General features: G+C 38.2%; 12 protein-coding genes and 8 tRNA genes. 13 read left to right on the top strand and 7 right to left on the bottom strand.

Translation table 11 applies throughout. The features are described 5' to 3' along the window. Positions 1 to 42 precede the first annotated feature (42 nt). Positions 43 to 6,285 carry an Hpt domain-containing protein gene (locus G8E00_RS12345; RefSeq protein WP_166225008.1) on the top strand — a complete coding sequence of 2,081 codons (6,243 nt, stop codon included), beginning with the start codon at positions 43 to 45 and terminating at the stop codon, positions 6,283 to 6,285. Between the two features lie 9 nt (positions 6,286 to 6,294). Beyond that, positions 6,295 to 6,771 (top strand): hypothetical protein, encoded by a 477-nt coding sequence (locus tag G8E00_RS12340; protein WP_166010281.1) that lies wholly within the window; start codon positions 6,295 to 6,297, stop codon positions 6,769 to 6,771. Positions 6,772 to 6,834: 63 nt separating this feature from the next. Here G8E00_RS12340 and dapE read toward each other — a convergent pair whose 3' ends face one another. From dapE to G8E00_RS12325, 3 genes are all read right to left on the bottom strand, one after another. Continuing rightward, positions 6,835 to 7,971: a succinyl-diaminopimelate desuccinylase gene (gene dapE / locus G8E00_RS12335; RefSeq protein WP_166225005.1), complete on the bottom strand. Its 1,137-nt coding sequence runs from the start codon at positions 7,969 to 7,971 to the stop codon at positions 6,835 to 6,837. Between the two features lie 154 nt (positions 7,972 to 8,125). Then, positions 8,126 to 8,269, bottom strand: a complete 144-nt coding sequence (locus G8E00_RS12330) for an entericidin A/B family lipoprotein (RefSeq protein ID WP_166010521.1) — start codon at positions 8,267 to 8,269, stop codon at positions 8,126 to 8,128. 114 nt (positions 8,270 to 8,383) lie between these two features. After that, complete coding sequence (locus tag G8E00_RS12325; RefSeq protein WP_166010285.1) at positions 8,384 to 9,232, bottom strand: DUF1853 family protein; 849 nt, start codon at positions 9,230 to 9,232, stop codon at positions 8,384 to 8,386. Between the two features lie 104 nt (positions 9,233 to 9,336). On the opposite strand from G8E00_RS12325, the gene G8E00_RS12320 reads away from it, so the two are divergent. From G8E00_RS12320 to G8E00_RS12270, 11 genes are all read left to right on the top strand, one after another. Further along, complete coding sequence (locus tag G8E00_RS12320; RefSeq protein WP_166010287.1) at positions 9,337 to 9,723, top strand: YbaN family protein; 387 nt, start codon at positions 9,337 to 9,339, stop codon at positions 9,721 to 9,723. A gap of 32 nt (positions 9,724 to 9,755) precedes the next feature. Next, positions 9,756 to 10,262, top strand: coding sequence for a cell wall-recycling L,D-carboxypeptidase ElsL (gene elsL, locus G8E00_RS12315; RefSeq protein WP_166225002.1), 507 nt, complete (start codon positions 9,756 to 9,758; stop codon positions 10,260 to 10,262). A gap of 228 nt (positions 10,263 to 10,490) precedes the next feature. Beyond that, positions 10,491 to 10,566, top strand: a tRNA-Val gene (locus tag G8E00_RS12310). 23 nt (positions 10,567 to 10,589) lie between these two features. Then, positions 10,590 to 10,666: transfer RNA gene (locus tag G8E00_RS12305), tRNA-Asp, on the top strand. A gap of 49 nt (positions 10,667 to 10,715) precedes the next feature. Further along, positions 10,716 to 10,792 (top strand) — tRNA-Asp (locus G8E00_RS12300). A gap of 21 nt (positions 10,793 to 10,813) precedes the next feature. Then, positions 10,814 to 10,889 (top strand) — tRNA-Val (locus G8E00_RS12295). A 13-nt stretch (positions 10,890 to 10,902) separates the two neighbouring features. Next, positions 10,903 to 10,979 (top strand) — tRNA-Asp (locus G8E00_RS12290). Between the two features lie 31 nt (positions 10,980 to 11,010). Next, positions 11,011 to 11,086, top strand: a tRNA-Val gene (locus tag G8E00_RS12285). 53 nt (positions 11,087 to 11,139) lie between these two features. Then, positions 11,140 to 11,216: transfer RNA gene (locus G8E00_RS12280), tRNA-Asp, on the top strand. 98 nt (positions 11,217 to 11,314) lie between these two features. After that, a tRNA-Val gene (locus G8E00_RS12275) sits at positions 11,315 to 11,390 on the top strand. A gap of 321 nt (positions 11,391 to 11,711) precedes the next feature. Further along, positions 11,712 to 12,182 (top strand): DUF2750 domain-containing protein, encoded by a 471-nt coding sequence (locus tag G8E00_RS12270; RefSeq protein ID WP_166224999.1) that lies wholly within the window; start codon positions 11,712 to 11,714, stop codon positions 12,180 to 12,182. Between the two features lie 563 nt (positions 12,183 to 12,745). On the opposite strand, the gene G8E00_RS12265 is transcribed toward G8E00_RS12270, so the two are convergent. The 4 genes from G8E00_RS12265 to yccS all read right to left on the bottom strand — a co-directional run bounded on the left by G8E00_RS12265 (position 12,746) and on the right by yccS (position 19,332). Continuing rightward, entirely contained in the window at positions 12,746 to 13,531 is a 786-nt protein-coding gene (locus tag G8E00_RS12265; protein ID WP_166224996.1) for a YdcF family protein, read from the bottom strand. Between the two features lie 175 nt (positions 13,532 to 13,706). Continuing rightward, positions 13,707 to 16,310, bottom strand: coding sequence for a PepSY domain-containing protein (locus tag G8E00_RS12260; protein ID WP_166224993.1), 2,604 nt, complete (start codon positions 16,308 to 16,310; stop codon positions 13,707 to 13,709). Positions 16,311 to 16,495: 185 nt separating this feature from the next. After that, positions 16,496 to 17,056 carry a YcxB family protein gene (locus tag G8E00_RS12255; RefSeq protein ID WP_166010297.1) on the bottom strand — a complete coding sequence of 187 codons (561 nt, stop codon included), beginning with the start codon at positions 17,054 to 17,056 and terminating at the stop codon, positions 16,496 to 16,498. A gap of 101 nt (positions 17,057 to 17,157) precedes the next feature. Then, positions 17,158 to 19,332, bottom strand: coding sequence for a YccS family putative transporter (yccS, locus tag G8E00_RS12250; RefSeq protein ID WP_166224989.1), 2,175 nt, complete (start codon positions 19,330 to 19,332; stop codon positions 17,158 to 17,160). Positions 19,333 to 19,398 lie beyond the last annotated feature (66 nt).

Genomic DNA, 19,398 nt, shown 5'->3' with positions numbered 1-19,398 from the left:
GGTTATAGTCTCTGCATGGGACGCAGCATAGAAGCCTAAGCTATGAAAGAAATATTAAAAAATTTAGACCACTCAATCGAGTTGCCACAAGATACTTATCTTGAACAAGATCCTGAGATATTAGAGATTTTCGTAGAAGAGTTAGAAGAAATTTTTGAAACTCTCAATGTGCTTTTGGAGGAGTGGGCTAATGGTGATTTAGATGATGAGCAAATCATAACGCTGCGTCGTAGCTTTCATACGCTAAAAGGTTCTGGGCGTATGGTTGGTGCGAAATCAACGAGTGAGTTAGCGTGGAATGTAGAAGACAATTTAAATCGAGTGATTGCTAAAAATAGAGAGTTAACACCTGACTTAAAAGCGTTTGTGATTTCAGTCATCAATCTTTATCAATATAAATTTTATCAACAATTTAAAGATCGACAATCGCATGATATTGACCTAAGACCTTTGATCGTCTTAGGGCAAGGCTTCCAGCAAAATGTCGATGTTCATCCTGAATTAAAAACACTATTGAATTTATCTGAAACATTAAATTCTTCAGATGACTTGACCGGTCTAGAATTTGGTGATGAAGCCGTTGAGACAGCAAGTCAGGAAAATAATACTGTTGAAGCGCCAGTCGATCATGTACCTGAAATTAGTGCAACAGTCGCAAATGATTTTAGTTTAGATGATGTGGAATTGAACCAAACTTCAGATCAAAATGATTTGATTTCAACAGATCTCGAATTGGATGCTATAGATCAGTACAATAGCAATGAGTTTGAGATTGAAGAACCAGTACGTGAATATGTCACTCCAATCAATGAAAAATTAATAATTGATAGTTCTGTACAAACAGAAGCGACAGATAACGATAATATTGCAAAAGAAACATTGGCAATCTTCTTTGAAGAAGCTGAAGAACATGTCGATACGATTCGTAAATTTATTAAAGATGAACAATACACGCCAGATCAGTTTAATCGTTTAATTCGTGCTTTACATACCTTGCGCGGTAGTTCATCGATGGCGCATGTGAATGACATATTTGAAGCCACCAGCAAAGTCGATCATCTCTTTAAAATTTTTGTTCAAGAAGATCGAGAAATTGATTATAAAGAGTACAGTCTTCTCAGCGAATATATAGAATTTGTTGAAGATTATTTATATGAGTTGAAAAAACCTCAATATAAGAAATTTGATCTCATGCTGATCGTGCAAAAATTCCAAGAAGTTTGGAAGGGCTACGATTTTGAAGTGAGTAATGTACAACAGTCCAATCAATCAATAAGTGCCGTAACGCAATTGGTCAATTTACAAATTGATCAACTACTCGATGCTGAATTTGAATTTGATAAACGTGCGCAAACAGAATTTCCTGATTACTTCCATCAACTCATCGATCAAGCTCAGATACTCATAGACAATACCAATAATCCAACGGCTATTGGAATTTATGAATTCACTACATTGTTGAAGGAAAGTTACCAGTCGGTATTAAAAAATAAAACCTTACTTGAAGATGATTATATCTTTGAGTTATTTAGTCATGTACATCAAAACTTTATCCATTTATTCGATACATTGGCTTCAGGGCAACGTGTGACATTAACGGGTGAAGCACATAAAGCTATTGAGGCACTGCGTGACAATACGACTCAACTAGACGTTAATAATGCAGAAACTACGGATCTAAATAGTGCAGAAGCTATTCATTTAGCATCATCAACGGATCAAATACTGAATGAAGTGAATGATCAGCAGCAACCACTGTTTGATGACATTAATGTTGATCTAATAGCACAACAAGCTGAATCGGACGCTGTTGACGAAAACGGTTTAGATGATCAGATTGCAGAAAATAATGAAGCACAATTTGAGTTTGAGTTAGAAAAACCAAATGATAGCCAAGATCAGCTCAATCTGGTCAATGATGCGTTGGATACTGTTGAGGTGGCCGACTCTGGAATTGAAATTTCAGAACAAGAAATCAAAGCTGAACAAGACAATTTAGTTGATACTGCACGCGATCAAATTTATGAAGTAGATGCTGAGCATTTAGAAATTGATTCTGAAGATGCAATTGAAATTAAAGAAAATGCATTTGCATATGATTCTGAAATAGAAGTACTAAACAGCACAGCTCAAGATGATGAAGTCGCAGCTTTCCTAAAAGCTGAACTGAATGAAAATCAAGCTTCTATTGATAGCACTGAAAAAATTGAAAATCTTGATTTAAATACATTAAACGATGACTTTAACTTTGAAAGTGAGCAAGTTCAATCAGGAGATACACACCAAGATTTGCTTGCTGATAAGCAGTTGCAAGATGATCATGTAGAACGAGAAAATCTTTTAGATTCAGCATCAGCTCAAAATCAATCTGAACAAACGCCTGAACTTGTTGAAAATGTGGATGATGGAGAAGAAAAGTTAGCGTTTGAATTTGAATTGGAAAATGACGATCTTCAATCTACTGATGTTTCCGAAGCTGTCGAAATTGAAACACTCGAAAATGTATCAACTGAAAACGAAGCAATAGAAAACGAAGCTCACAATATTGATCTTTCTGACACGGTTGAAAGTGTTGTTGAAATTCAGCAAGATGACTCTGTTTTGGTTGAAGAAAATCAAGCGATGGAATTGGCTCAAGAACCAGCTGAATTATTCGAGTCAGCCACTGAAGAGCAGACGACTGAGCCAGTTGAAATTGAATCTAATGAAACAGAATCTATTGTTACCGAATCTAATGAAAATGAATCAATTGAAGCTAATTCAATCGCAGCGCAGTCGTTTGAAACAGACATTACCATTGATGAAATAGAAACTTCATTAGTAGAAAGTTCAGTATTAGAAACTAATGATATCGCAGAGGTCCCTGAATCTGCACTCGCGATGCCAATTGATGATGTGATTGATCTCCCACAACATGTGGGATCACAAGTCGGTGATCTAAATTACGTGATTCAGAATATTTCAGCCGATCGTGATCAGAAGGATTCAGTTGATCATATTGCCGACTTTGATTTAGAAGTACTGGACATCTTTATTGAAGAAGCAGAAGAGCTGCTTGGTTATATAGATGTTGATTTAAGTACTTGGTCAGATAATTTAACTGATACCAAAGCGCTGAACAATTTGATGCGTCATTTGCACACTTTAAAAGGTGGCGCAAATATGGCCCAGGCCGAAAATGTCGGGCTTATTTCACATGAATTAGAAACGATTTATGAAATGGTGATTAAGGGGCTTATGCAGCCAAGTGATCAGCTGGTTAAAATCATTCGTTTAATTCAAGATGATTTGGTTGATCGCATTCAAATTTTGCAAGAAGAGCAAATTGATTACTCAGCTACACATGTGATTGAAGTCCTTAAAAATCTAGTCAATCCACAAAAAAATAGTGCAATTAAAGCACCTGAAACTTTGGCGTCACTTTGGTCAAAACGTAAGAGTGCGGAAGATGAAGATGACTTTGCTGATGATGAAGCGCTGTTTGAAGATAAATCAACACTTGAGGCTGACAAGGCAACAGCAGTTGTAGATGAAGTTGAAACCAATGAAACTGAACTGGTTGAAGCTGAGTTAGTTGAGGTTGTAGTAGAACAAAACGTTGCAGAAGACGCCGTTCTTTTAGATGAAAAACAGTCAACTGTATCTGATGTTATTGTTGAAGAACAATTAGAAAATACCACCGAAAATACCAAGAGTGATGATCAGGCTCTTGTCGAGTTAGATGAGCAACAAGTAGATGTTGTAGATGCAGAAACTGTAGAAGAAGCTTTAACTGAAGCGAGTACAGATCAAGAGCAATCAGCTGAGTCTACACTCGATGCTGTTCAATCCGAAGCGATAGATGAAGTTCATACATTTATGGCAACGGGTCAAGACTCAATTGTGGATGATAATCTTCAACCTGAAGATATACTGGGTATTCAAAGTCAGCCTGATCCAGTAAATAAAGCTGACACATCTGAAAATGCTATATTCGATGTATTCACAGCTGAAGCTGCAGAATTAATCAATGACGGTTTAAGCCTATTACAACAATGGACTGAACAGCGTCATAATCGTAGTTTATTACTTCAACTACAGCGTATTGCACATAGTATTAAGGGTGGTTCGAAAATGGTGGGGCTAGACCTCATCAGTGAGATTTCCTATGAATTAGAGATGGTGTTTGAGCAGTTTGGTTTACATCATTTTAATTCTAATGCCTATGATACTTTGCTTGAATCTGCCTTTGTTTGGCTCAGAGGTGCTGTTTTAGAGAAGAATTATGATTATGATCAGTCGTTAAAAACACAATTAGCCAATATCCAATATGTGGATGTCACAGCGCAACTCCCAACGAAGTTTACCCGTTCTGATTTACTTCTTCAGGAAGTCACAACTGCTTTTGAAGAGGGTGATGGTACTGAGCCACCATCAATGTTGGGTGAGTGGGATGAATCTGAAAAAATTGAACAAAATGATGAGATGATTCGTATCTCTGCCGAGACCATTGAAAAAATGATCGACTTGGCAGGTGAAAATGCAATTAACCGTTCACGTATTGAAATGGATCTTAGCCAGTTTGGGCATACCTTGTCTGAAATGGAATTGGCGATTCAACGTTTAGCAGATCAGTTGCGCCGAATGGAAGGTGAGTTAGAATCACAAATTATCTCCATTCATGGTGAAACTGGCGCTCGTTATGAAGACTTCGATCCGTTGGAAATGGACCAATATTCATCCCTGAATCAATTGTCTAAATCACTGGCCGAATCTGCCTCGGATTTGGTGGACTTTAAGACTACTTTATCTGAAAAAATTAAAGATACCGAAGGGATTTTATTACAACAATCGCGTATTCAAGCGGAAATTCAAGAAGGTTTGATGCGTGCACGATTAGTTCCTTTCTCTCGGTTATTACCTCGTTTACAACGCTTGGTACGTCAAGTCTCTACGACTTTGAATAAGCCAGCTGAACTTGTGGTGACCAATACTGAAGGTGAATTGGATCGTACGATTTTAGAAAAGTTAGTGTCACCACTTGAACACATGCTCCGTAATGCATTGGATCATGGTTTGGAGGACACCCAAACACGTTTGAAATTGGGTAAACCTGAAGCAGGTCGTATTGAGCTAGATATTAGTCGTCAGGGTACAGATGTCGTGATCTCATTTACAGATGACGGACAAGGTATTCAAGCCAATAAGATTAGAGAAAAGGCATTGGCTCAAAACTTAATTCAACTTGATCAACAGTTAAGTGATGAGCAAGTGCTGCAATTCATTTTCCATCCAGGCTTTAGTACAGCTGAAAAAATTACCCAAATTTCTGGTCGCGGTGTGGGGCTAGATGTAGTTCAAAGTGGTATTAAGGCGCTCGGTGGTGAAGTTTCTGTTGAATCTGAAGTTGGTAAAGGCTCAACCTTTAAAATTCGAGTGCCAACCACAGTTGCAGTAAGTGATGCCTTAATGGTGAAAGTACAGGATCAACAATTTGCTGTTCCTCTTTCACAAATTGATCGAATTGTACGTATTGCGCCTTCAGAACTTGAAACCTTCTTTAGTAGCGCAGATGATGCCTTTCATATTGATGACCAGACCTATAAGTTACGTTATCTTTCAGAGTTTATAGGCGGACATGCAGTACCAAAATTGAGTGGTGTGGTGAGTTCACTACCAGTGCTTTTGATCAAAGGAAATCGAGATCAAACCAGTGCGGTATTGGTTGATCAACTGGTCGGTTCACGATCACAAATTGTGATGAAACCTATTGGAGATCAATTCAACAATATTGGTGCCATTTCTGGGGCAACGATTTTAGGTGATGGTCAAGTTTGTTTGATCTTAGATGGTCAAAATATTGCGCGCCAAGTGCAGTTGACCAATCGACACGATACATCATTAAGCTCGACCGAGGTGAGTCGTCATCGTGATGAACGTCGCCTAATCATGATTGTAGATGACTCTGTGACTGTACGTAAGGTCACATCTCGTTTACTCGAAAGACAAGGTTTCGATGTGGTGACAGCAAAAGATGGTGTAGATGCGATCGAACAACTACATACTGTACGACCAGATCTCATGTTGCTGGATATCGAAATGCCACGTATGGATGGTTTTGAAGTGACAAGTCTTATTCGACATGATGAAGTTCACCAAGCCTTGCCAATCATCATGATTACATCACGTACGGGTGAGAAACATCGTGAAAGAGCAATGAGCTTGGGTGTGACAAGCTATATGGGTAAACCGTTCCAAGAAGATGAATTGTTAGCAACGATTCAAAAACTTTTGGAAACCAAATAGAGAAGACTAATGGTACAAAAAACAAAGAAATCTTTGCTAAGTGAAGTAAGTACGCAAGAACTACAGCACTTAATTACTGTTTCATCAGGCTTTATCGATGCGTATGTGATTCAGTGCTATAACAAGCCACCCATGTTATTGCCACAGAATATCGTGCTATCTGCGTTTGATAGTCCAACAAATCTAGATAAAGTGGAATGGCATGAAAGCAAACTTCCTGTTTATCGACTTAATGATCCTTCAAGTGCATTGGGTGTGGCATTAATTATTGAGGGTGAAGAAATAGATCAGCGTTTTGCTTTAATGTGCAACGATATGCCTAAATCGATTCGTGTGCGTATTTCTGAAGTAGTAGATGATGCAAAAAACATTGATGATTCATTGATTATGCAGTATGTGCGTATTGAAAATGAACTCTATCATGTGCCACATGTGGCCAATATTCAGAAAGAAGTGGGTATCGAATTAAAAGCAGAACAAGTTTAAATCCATTATTTAACGATGCTATTTTTAATAAAAAAGGGATGTTTTAACATCCCTTTTTTGATTTTATTTCGCTAAAAGTTCAACCAAAATTTGTTCGTAAATTTCAGCTAATGGCTCTAATTCATCAATATTGACGTGTTCGTTCACTTGGTGAATCGTGGCATTGAGTACACCAAGTTCTAAAACTTGTGCGCCAGTAGGTGCAATGAAGCGACCATCTGAAGTGCCACCACTGGTTGATAACTCGGTGTCCGTACCTGTGACGTGTTTAATGGCATGTTTTGCAGCATTCACAAGTTCACCCACAGGGGTTAAGAATGGCAGACCTGAAAGTGTCCAATCGATGCTGTATTGCAAACCATGTCGGTCTAGAATTTCAATCACACGTTGCTTCAGTATTTCGGCAGTTACTTCAGTTGAGTAACGGAAATTGAAAGTCACATCCATTGTATCTGGAATGACATTGGTTGCACCTGTACCGGAATGAATATTTGAAATCTGGAATGAAGTTGCAGGGAAGTACTCATTGCCCGCATCCCATACCGTTTCACAGAGCTCAGTAATCGCTTTTGATGCGACATGAATCGGATTAATGGCAAGGTGAGGGTAAGCGACATGACCTTGCTTACCTTGTACACGTAGAACACCATTAAGCGAACCACGACGACCATTTTTGACAATATCACCCAATGTATGGGTACTTGAAGGCTCACCAACCAGACACCACGTCATTTTCTCTTGACGTGCTTCTAATGTTTCGACGACTTTCACCGTACCATTAATCGAAGGACCTTCTTCATCTGATGTAATCAAAAAGGCAATCGAACCTTTGTGATCTGGATGCTTTGCAACAAAACGCTCAGAAGCCACGACCATTGCGGCCAAAGCCGTTTTCATATCTGCACTTCCGCGACCATATAGCTTGCCATCACGAATTTCAGGTTTAAATGGATCTGAAGACCATGCATCTAATTGACCTGTTGGGACAACATCTGTATGACCTGCAAAACAAAATACAGGAGACTCAGTGCCACGACGAGCCCATAAATTGTCGACATCTTCAAAACGCATGTTTTCAATATTGAAGCCAATTTTTGCAAGGCGTTTGGCCATAATATCTTGGCAATTATGATCAACTGGAGTGACTGAAGGTTGTCTTAAGAGTTGCAGGCTGAGATCTAAAGTATCTGAATGCGTCATGGAGAGAGGTTAAATTAGTCAAATTAACACTATCATAAAGCAGGAATTCTATAAAAGAAAATGCAAATAAGTGAAGGGAGTTATTGGTGTTATAAATAAAAAAAGCCTTATCATTGGATAAGGCTTTTCTTTTGAATCTGTTGAAGAACTGAAATTACATTTTGTTTTCAGTTTTTTCAGCTGTATTACTAACAGCATCACCCGCTTTAGACACGTCTTTACCCATGCCTTTAAATGTATTACAACCAGTTAAAACGAATGCAACTACCAATGAAGCAGCTAATACTTTTTTCATCATCATCTCCAGTTCTCAATTATTCTGATGTTTCAATAGAATAGGTGTTAAATAAGACAATGAATACGATAGTTTTATTATGTGAATGTTATTAAATGTATTTTTAGTTGGTTAAAATTACATCTTTTTAACACAGATACTTAGAATTGGTGGTTGACGATACATATAGTGTTGTTTTGTTTTGAAATTCCGATATAGACCATTACACCAGAATGCAGCGTAAATCGGATCTGTAATTTCATTCGGGCAAATCCACTCTAGTCGATTCAGTCGATAATATCGAGAGCAAAATAATTGAGTGCCCCATTGACCAACCTCTCTATATGGATTTACAAATAGAGGTAAAGTGTTTTCTGGTCTATTTATTGGGATAAATAATTGACCTTTAAGAATGGCAATGCGTTTTTGAATGGTATGACCTAGTGCTGACTTAAATTGAAACTGCTTTTGAGTAAAATGCTTGAGTTTGCGCTCTAAAGTATCACTACGATTTAAACCGTACCAATGTGAAAGGCTATAGTCTGCTTCAGCTAAATAATATTTTAGTGCCACTTCCCAATGTTCAACTTCTTGCGTCTGCGTATTGATGAGTAAAAAATCTAGTTCACCAAGGGTATCCTTGCCGTCAATGATTTGAATACTATGTCCAATTAGTTGGTAATGATGATAAGCGGCATCTTGAAGCCAAAACCACATTAAATATTCGAAACGTAGTCCTAAGCGAGTACTTTTAAGTTGCTGTATAAATGTTATGAGTTCTTCTGGGTGTTGATCTAAAAATTTTAAACGTGGAATATAGCGTAAATACAAGTCCTTCCAAAAATCGTTTGAATGCAGTTCAAAGGTATGTTGAGTGTGTAATTGTTCAGGTAAAGCCTGAATAATATTAGGACTTGCAACTACAAATGCCAGTTGACGAACGATCGGTTGTTGGTATTCAAACCATGGTTCAAAATATTCTGACATATTATCTGCTCATTCAATACGTTAGCTTCGGGGCGTTAAAATTCTAAACTGCTGGTCTTATAAAACCATATATACTAATGAAATTCATCTAATTGAGTTGCTGTATGAAAATATTGTTTTGGCGTAGCCTAGTCGTTATTTTTATTGTACTAGGTTTTATAGGGGCGCTTTTACCTGGTATGCCAACCACTGTATTTTTAATCCTTGCTGCATGGGCAGCATCAAAAGGGTGGCCGCAGATGGATGCTTGGTTGCTTAACCATCCTAAGTATGGACCGACCTTACGCAACTGGCGTGAACATGGCACTGTCCCAAGAAAAGCAAAATGGTGGGCAAGTATCATGATGTGCATCAGTGGTATTGTTATGCTGTTTACCAATGCGCCACTTTTAGTGAAAATTTTTACCGATTTAACCATGTTGATTGTGGCGATATGGCTGTGGACTCGACCAGAACCCAACAACATATTGACCAAACAAGATAAGACTTAATCAAACGTCCAAAAAACCATAAGAGTACCTGTATGTATTCACTAGACCAAGCAGATATTTTAATAGACCTTGTATCCCAGACGCTAAGCTTACCGAAACTGAATAAGTTTTATCTGATTTCAACTGGCCTAAATGGGATTGGAGAACAAGAAAACTCGGGTAAGACGCCACGTGGTTGGCATCGTGTTGCACAAAAGATTGGTGCAACCGAGCCTTTTAATGCTGTTTTTAAAGCAAGACAATGGACTGGTGAAATTTACTCTCGTGAGTTGGGACAACAACAACCCGATCGTGATTGGATACTAACACGCATACTTTGGTTAGATGGTTTGCAAGAGGGATTTAACCGTGGGGTAGGGTGTGACACCTTTAAACGATATATTTATATTCATGGTACGCCTGAAACAGAACCTATGGGCATCCCTAAATCTCATGGTTGTATTCGTATGTATAGTGGGGATGTACAAGAATTATTCGATTTGGTTCAAGAAGGTGCTTTGGTATATTTGTCTGACGAAAAAATTCTAGAAAAAAAATAGAAAAATCGATTTTTACTCAGGCTTGAGTTGGTTTTATTTATGGATTATGCAAAAACTTTGCAAAAAAATTGACATAAATAGGTAAAAAATAAACAAAAAAGTGAGAATTTTACCGAAATGATCTATTTTTTAATCATTCAAGCTGAAAAACCAAGATTAAGGTAGAAAAGCGTTTGACAGTGCCTGAGGATTCTCTATAATGCACCACACAAACGATGAAGTCGTAAAGGGCGCTTAGCTCAGTTGGTAGAGCGTCTGCCTTACAAGCAGAATGTCGGCGGTTCGATCCCGTCAGCGCCCACCAAGCCTTTACGTTAAACATTAAGTGCAGCGGTAGTTCAGTTGGTTAGAATATCGGCCTGTCACGCCGAGGGTCGCGGGTTCGAGTCCCGTCCGCTGCGCCACTTAATATTTAACATGTTGTTTGTACCACAATAGAGACATTGTGTAGATGCAGCGGTAGTTCAGTTGGTTAGAATATCGGCCTGTCACGCCGAGGGTCGCGGGTTCGAGTCCCGTCCGCTGCGCCATTTACATAGTTGACCTTTTGAGGGCGCTTAGCTCAGTTGGTAGAGCGTCTGCCTTACAAGCAGAATGTCGGCGGTTCGATCCCGTCAGCGCCCACCAGATTTTTTGTGATGCAGCGGTAGTTCAGTTGGTTAGAATATCGGCCTGTCACGCCGAGGGTCGCGGGTTCGAGTCCCGTCCGCTGCGCCATCCATTAAGTCGAAATAGTTTGACCCTAAAAGGGCGCTTAGCTCAGTTGGTAGAGCGTCTGCCTTACAAGCAGAATGTCGGCGGTTCGATCCCGTCAGCGCCCACCATATCTTTAGATGAAAAATCTTCAGGTATATAAACTTAGCAATAAGTTTGCGATGCAGCGGTAGTTCAGTTGGTTAGAATATCGGCCTGTCACGCCGAGGGTCGCGGGTTCGAGTCCCGTCCGCTGCGCCATTTTTCATTACCCTGATTTGAAAAGTGGTTTTAAATAGCATAGACTACGCACTGCGTTTGTCTTGCGTCAAAAATTCAAATCTTGAATTTTTTCCTCAGGGCGCTTAGCTCAGTTGGTAGAGCGTCTGCCTTACAAGCAGAATGTCGGCGGTTCGATCCCGTCAGCGCCCACCATATCTTTAGATTGAACATCTCAAATTTCTTCAAAACAATTCCTTAATCTCATTCGTTGTCAAAGACCACCTCAAAATTCAGTCTTGTACATTTTGATTACATTTAAATGTTGATCAATCATTTGATGTATACGGATTATTGTCACTAAATAAATGATTTTAATTAAAAATTGAAAATGTATTTATTCGTGCAAGTGTTACATAACATTGAATGATGCTTACAATCTCCATACCATATTTTGATAATAATACAATCTTAAGTCACAGTTTATGTTTAAAATGAGAAGCATAATTCATTATTTATTTAAAACTATAAACGATTATGAGAAACCCTTATCAAAGACAGGCAAGTCATTCTTATTCGATGGGTAATTTAACCGCAAAAGAACAATATAATCAGTTTATTGCAGCAACTGTGGCGCAGGGAAAAGTCTATGGACTTTATCATGATGGTTGGGCTTTATGTTCAACGCCTTCAGGTCTGCAAACGCTTGCGATTTGGCAAAGTAAAGGTTTAGCACAATTATTGATTAAAGATAAATGGGTCAATCATGAAATTCAGGAAGTGGCTTTGATTCCTTTTATTGAAAAAGTCATTCCTTATATTCGTAAGCATAATACGCGTTTGTCCTTGAATCTTACCCCTGAAGGTCAAAATATTTTAGTGTCTGGGCGTCAATTTTTGATTGATCTCAAAGCACATCTTTATAAATTGTATTTGGCTGATCCGGAATTGTTTAAATCTGAACAGTTGCCATTACCCCGAAGAATTCGTTTGCATGATCGAAATTAATGGTTTGAACTAACAGGATTCAATGACACGATTTTGTAGAGTAAATGAAAAAATTCCACATCAAATAATGAGTGATTTATACGTTGTGTATATTTGATTCTGAGTATGGTAAAGACCACAATCCCTGAAACTTTAAATCAATAGATCTATTTCATAAATCAAAAAATGATCATTGAATTCTATCGGATTGAAAACGTAAGTTACTTTTCTTGGGCCATATATGGCTGAGATAGGTTAGGATGAAGGATTTTAAGCTGAAAATAACCTCTCCCTAGGCCCTCACTTGCGCTTCGCACTTCATTTTAAAGAAAGCAACGCTTTAAACTTGCTCAGGAGAGGGAACTTTATGATAAATTTTAAATGGTTGAAAATTGACTTATGATAGAAGTTTAATGATTTAAAATTAAGGAATTAATCATCAACTTAAAACTATCTCTAATGCTGTTATAAAAATCGAGAAAAACCATTGTCATCAATTCATGTCTTATTTGTATTGTTTTAACCCATAACACACCGCGTGTTTGAAATGTAAACAGACCTTAAGGTTCAACACCAAATAAAGTTTAAAACTCACCTAATATCCAACCACTGATATAAGCAAAATATTCTCTTAGCCACGAGGAATAGCGTGTGACTAAAGGTGTTTTGGCTCTAATGGTGACGAAGTTCTTATAACCTTGTTTTTTGGCTATTAAACTTGCTCGAGGCGTATGAAAATCACTGGTCACGATAGCGAGTGGGGTTTGCAGTGTTAATCCATTTTTCTTGAGTAGCACCTGACTGTTTTTAAGGTTGAGATAGGTACTGGTACTTCGATCTTCTAGCTCAATTTTATTTGCATTTATTTGATAATTTTTTTGCAAATAATCGGACATGATTTGCGCTTCCGTATGCTGCTTTAAAGCATCTAAACCACCACTTAGAATAATCGTGGTGTGAGGATACTGTTGTGCGATTTCTGCAGCACGATCAAGGCGAGCAACAAGGGTCGGTGACGGTTTCCCTTTAATGGTGCCACTGCCTAAAACGACAATCGCATCTATGTTATTTACATGCTCAGGTTGAAGCATTTGATATTTTAAATATGCAAAAAATAGACAAACAGTGATAAACCATACTGAAAATACTGCCCAACCCATTTTATAAAATTGCTTAAGTCGAGGGTGTTGTATCAAAAAATGATGTATTTTTTGATTATAAAGTGACTGAATACAAAACATTAATCCAATAAACAGCGGAAGAATAGTTCCCAATCCATAACGATGTTGTATGAGTAAAAGTACACTATATAAAAATAAGAACACACCCATTGCCAAGAGTATGAACTTGAAAAATTTTGATTTAAGCATGCATAAAATTCGTCTTTAGGGATGAATTAATTAGGGTCTAAAAGATTGTAAAATATTTTCGTGTTAAATATCAGTATGACATATGCAAGTAAATGACAGCGCTTAAAAAACCGAGCTTTTGGGCTCGGTTTTTTATTCTAGCCTAATGAAAGGCTAAGAGAGGTAAGAGTTGTTGTTAATAAACATCGCGGCGATAACGTCCTTCTTGACGTAATAAATCTACGGTCTCTACCCCTAAAATATCATTAAGTGCTTGGTCTACATCGCTCGCCATACCTTGGATGCTACCGCAGACATAGATGACTGCACCCTGATCGATCCAAGTTTTAAGCTCTGATGCTTGTTCACGGAGCTTATGATGAACATACACTTTCTCAGCTTGATCACGCGAGAAAGCGAGGTCTAGGCGTTTCAGCATTGAGGTATTTTGCCAAGCTTGAATAATCTCTTTATAGAAGAAATCATGAGCAAATTGGCGTTCACCAAAAATAAGCCAGTTGTTGGTATAGTCCAAACGAATACGTGCTGAAATTAAACTCATCAATCCAGCAATACCTGTCCCATTTCCAATACAAATCATTGGTCGATTATCTGTAATCAAATGGAATGAAGGGTTACTTCGAATACGAAGATGTATAGGATCATTTAGCTGTGTATGTTCAGTTAACCAGCCTGAACCTAGCCCCAGCTGACCTTGTTCATCATATTTTTGGCGCACGACCAATCGTAAAGTTTGTTGAGGGGGAATGCTGGCAATCGAGTATTCACGTGTTGGCAAATCTTTCAGTTGTCGATAGAGCTCTTCAATATCATTAAAACTATGAACTTCTTGCGTTAAGTGTTTATTCCATAATGCATTTTCAATACTGATATTAAGCGAGCCAAGTATCGTATCTGCGGGAATATTGTGTTTCTGTAAAAATGAGTCGATACGAGCAGGGCTGTTGCCAGGTTGAATCTCAGCAATATCACCAGCTTCCCAATGCATGTCATGCTTAGTTGTTAGTTGAATATTAAATGCAGGAGCACCTTGGCTATTTGGATTTAACATTTCACGACAGCTCAATGTCCATTCATCAAACGTTTTTTGAATCGTCACTGTTTGTAGATCAAGTTGTGTGGCCTGAGCGATGGCTGTATTCCAAAATTCGATGTGCTTAGAATTGCCATTATCAACTTCAATACATTCAAACAATGCTTGTGCATGATTTTGTTTTAACCAAGCATCTATACGATGCCCAAAGGCACAATAAGTTTCAGGATAATCTTGTGAACCTAAGGCTAAAACAGCGTAGTGCAGATGAGATAAATCAAAAGATTGATCTAAAAACTTCTTGGCAAAATTTAAAGCTAAGTCGGGTGCTGTACCTGTTCCATAAGTGCTGACCACAAAAAGCATTTTTTGCGATTGTTTAAAATCATCCTCAGTCAGATGCTGAATGGCTTTTACATTAACAGGTTGACCTACTTGTTGGAGTGAAGTTGCTGTATTCCACGCCACTTGTTCAGATACGCCAGTTTGGGTTGCATAGGTAATTAACCACGGTGTTGCATCGGCACTATTTTCAGCATTCAGCACATTTCCACGAGCTGACTGAGTTAATTTTTTCTGTTTACGGCGTTTTAAATACAGCATCCATCCAGTCACAAAAAACAGTGGCATACTCAGCGCAGCCAACATGGCAAAGAATTGGTAAATAGGACCAAAGAAACTACCACGATGCACTGGTAATAAACTGCTCATGATCTTGTCATTGAGTTTTTTATCTGCATAGATGTCGATATTTTCAAATTTATGTGTTTGATAATTATAAGTCGCTTTATTTCTAGCACGTTCATGTTGTGGAATAGGATCGACAAAAACCAGCTCTAATTTACCATTGTCTTTTTTTGGTAAATTCAGCGTCATAGTTGAATACTCACGACCCAATTGAGCTTGAATACCACTCCAAGTTTGATGGAGCGCAGTTTGAATTTGGCTAGGATTCAAGTCTTCAGCATCACCTTTAGCTTTATGTTCATTAGAGCCAGAAGCATGTTCTTTTTTTGAATGTTCTGATTTTGATGGTTTTTGACCTGAATCGCGCCCTTGCATATTACTTTGAGGTGCTTCAACTCCAAGTACTTTGTACATGCCATTCTTCCACCAGCTATAAGACCAAGTGAGACCAGTACAAGCAATAATGAAATAAAATACAAATACCCAAGTTCCAACAACAGCATGTAAATCCCAAATAAAGTTGCGACCGGTTAACTTGGGTTTAACAGCAAACCATTGACGAATAGTATGTTTTTTTGGCCATCTCAGATAGATACCGCTTAGAATGAAATACAACAGAAAAAGTGTACACGCCCCAGTTATTTGTTTACCCACTTCTCCAGCAGCCAAATAACGATGTAATTTTTGTACGAAGGCAAAAAAAGCTTTTCCTTGAATTGAAGGTAAAAGTTCAGCATTGTAAGGATTGATCATCATGGTATAACCACGACGTTCACCTTCTTTTTCAATGTTGATACTGGATGATTCAGTGGCTGAAGATGCAACGCTGATACTATTAATTTTAAATTCTGGACGTTCTTGCTGAAAGTGTTGGTAAATTTCAGCAGGTGTCATTTTTGCTTTTGTTTCAGCTTGAACAACATAGCTGTCTTGATTCATCCATTTTAGAATCGGTTGTTCGTAGGAGTAAATTGCTCCTGTCACACCCATAATTGACAGAATTAAGCCTGCGGTAATCCCTAAAAACCAATGGATTTGAAAAAACGTTTTTTTTAACATAAAAATGTATGGGACATTCTATTTTAGATGGTGACGAATTATATAGGAGCACTTGCCTGAGAAAATGGATATTTTGTGAATACACACCGATTTGCTCAGATTTTTGGTTTAATTTTTGGTTTTCATAAGATTGAATTTGCATAAAAAAACCTCCGATCAGGAGGTTTCTTGGAATTTATAAAGCATTAAAGTGTTTTTGCTGCACCAACCGTTTCATTTAAGTGTTTGCGTACAGTGTCAAATGAGAAGTTTTTGCTGTTCATACGCTTAGGTAAAATGTACGCACCTTGTTGACCTTTCACTTTGAAATTTACAAGTAAGAAATCTGGCGTATTGTACCATTCGTAAATGTCTTTCCATTCAATGGTTGCAATGCCTTCTTGCAAGCCCATTTTTTGGCGCATCACGATACCATGCGGCTGAACACCCAATTTAATACCTTTGATTTGTTCGACTGGGAATTCGTTCATTTTACGTTTAACGTACCACTCTAAACCGAATTTACGAACCAGGTAATAGATTGCCACACAGACGAGGGCTACCCAAAAAATGATCGTTGAATAGTTTTTGATAAAAATCAGACCCAAGATTGAAACAGCAACAATTGCAGCCATAATTGCCCAAGCTTTTGTTCCAATTTTGTTGGTACTACGCCAAATCGCAAGTTGTGCATAGCGTTGTTCAGCTTCTGAAACTTCGTATGTAACAGGTTGTAGGGTATACGCGTAAAGGTTTTTCGCAGTCATAATGTCATTAACAAAAAATGTAAATCTGGGCAGAGTTTAGCATTAAATTAATACAATCAGTGAGTATATTCGAAGAAAATCCCTGTCAAATTGGCTTCTTTTTATAAAGAAGCCAATTCGGTCGATTGTTCATCTCGTTCATTGCTCAAACTTTGCTTTAAAGTACTGAGTTGTTTCAAGATCGAAAAAATTAACGAAAGTTGTTGCAATATAATCAATGACTTGGAGCTATCAGTATCAGACTGATTTAATCGATCACGAATACTTTGAATCATATTATTGCTATTTAAATCAGGGCTTTCATCTCGAAGTAAAGCGCCTTTGACATCTTCGACTGCACGATCAAGCAGATTCAATACTTCTGGATCATCGACCAATGCTCGGTGCGCACCTAAAGCAGCGATATAGCTCAGGAAGGTGTGGTTTAGACATAAGAACTCAAAGGCTAAGCTTTTTTGGATTGGGTCAAAGTCAGGTTCTGTCGCCAAGGTTGATACTAAAGAAGCCACATCTGCATCTCGATTATGCGCTGCACGTCGCATGACACGATAGTTCAAACCATTGTTCCGACCATGATGATATTGGTACACAATTTCCGTCAGATAGTCACAATGCGCAACCAATGAACGTTGAATGGTGTGTGGTAAGCGACGGAACTTCCAGTCTGGAAAAATAAAAGTCACCCCTAACCATGCTAAAGCACAGCCAATGATTGTATCAATCAAGCGTGGTAAAGCAGCCTGGAACCCCAATCCGTCCAAGTTAAAATTAATTAAGGCCAAAATGGTAATAAAAGCAGTGGCTTGAGCATATTGTTTACTGCGTAAATCGAAGAACAAAACGCCACTGAGGATTAAGAGTAATAATTGACCTTCTGTAGAAGGCACAAAATATAAAATGGCAAAACCCAATACGATGCCTGCGATCGTACCTAAAATACGCAATTTAAGGCGTCGTTTGGTGGCATTGAAGTTTGGTTGACTGACAAATAAAGCTGTGAGTAGCACCCAGTAACCATATTGAATATCGGTCATTTGTACAAAAATATAACCCACCAAAAGTACCATAGAGACCCGAATTGCATGTCGAAATAACACAGATTCTGGTGTGAGATTTTGCTTAATTCGAATGACAATATCATCCCAACCTTTTAGATCATCATCTTTAAGTTGGCTTTCGATCTGTTTAGATTTATCGAAAGTGATGTTTCGTTCAGTTTCCAAGTTTTGCAGTTGGGCATTAATCGCTTTTAGGTTTTGGTACAGTGCATAAAGTGCATTGACCCAAATCACATCGTAATCTTGATCTTGCTGAAGTTTTTTCAATGATTTTCTTAAATTGATAAAAGCATGTTCAAAACGTGGATTGTGGCTATAAGTGGTACGTTTTAATATGCTTTGGCTTAAGTCTTTGCAGGCTTTGGCTTGTAGCGTCAAAATACGCTGGAAACGAAATAAAATATCACTGTGTTCAAAGATTTGAGCCAATTGTTGATAATCAATATGTGCAGAATCGGCACGTTCATGTATGTCTTGCGCTACAAAATAATATTGCAAACTGCGACGGGTATCAGTTTGACCACGATCGCCTTTTAAACGGGTCAATAGGGTAGTTTTCATATCATTGAAAATGCCGACCAATTTACCATTGTCCATGGACAGCGTAATCATACTTTGCTGATAGCTTTCAGCAGTCATATCCACATCGAACAAGTTTGACTTGGCAAATAAGAAATCTCCTAAAGATGAATAACTTTGTGAGAGCTTGTCTTGAACTTGTCGAGCAGGGAAAAGCAAATAACTGATCGTTGAAATCAAACCATACCAAGCTGCACCAATCACCAGTAAAGTCGGTTGGGTATACCAATGTTCAAACAGATTGACCCCGAGCATGGTGTATACAGAAATCACTAAACACCCATAGGAAATGGTGGCATAGCGTCGCCCCAAAGAGCCTAATAAGATCAGGGCAATACAAGAGACAATTAAAGCAATTGCGAAAAAAATCGGATAGGGAAACAATAATTGAACAGATGCTGCCGTAATAAAAAAGCCAATATAGGTATAGATGAGATTCATGATTCGGACTGAGAAGCGATCATCAATATCACTTAAACCTGCAGCAACAACCCCGAGTGTTAGTGGAATTGTCATTAATTGATTCCCCATGAAATAGGGAATAAATGCGGTCCCCGCAAATGCAATAATCATGCGCAGGTTATACATAAATGATGTGTTGTAGGTTGCTTTTTTAAGCTGCGTCAACCAAATATTCAAGCACCGTTCCTTTATTATAAAAACATGATTCTTGATGAATTATAGGGTGAAAAAATCATGAAAGTT

It is taken from the genome of Acinetobacter shaoyimingii (genome assembly GCF_011578045.1).
Lineage (GTDB): Bacteria > Pseudomonadota > Gammaproteobacteria > Pseudomonadales > Moraxellaceae > Acinetobacter > Acinetobacter shaoyimingii.
The sequence above is the reverse complement of the archived record's forward strand: the minus strand, read 5'-3'. Positions and strand labels throughout refer to the sequence as shown.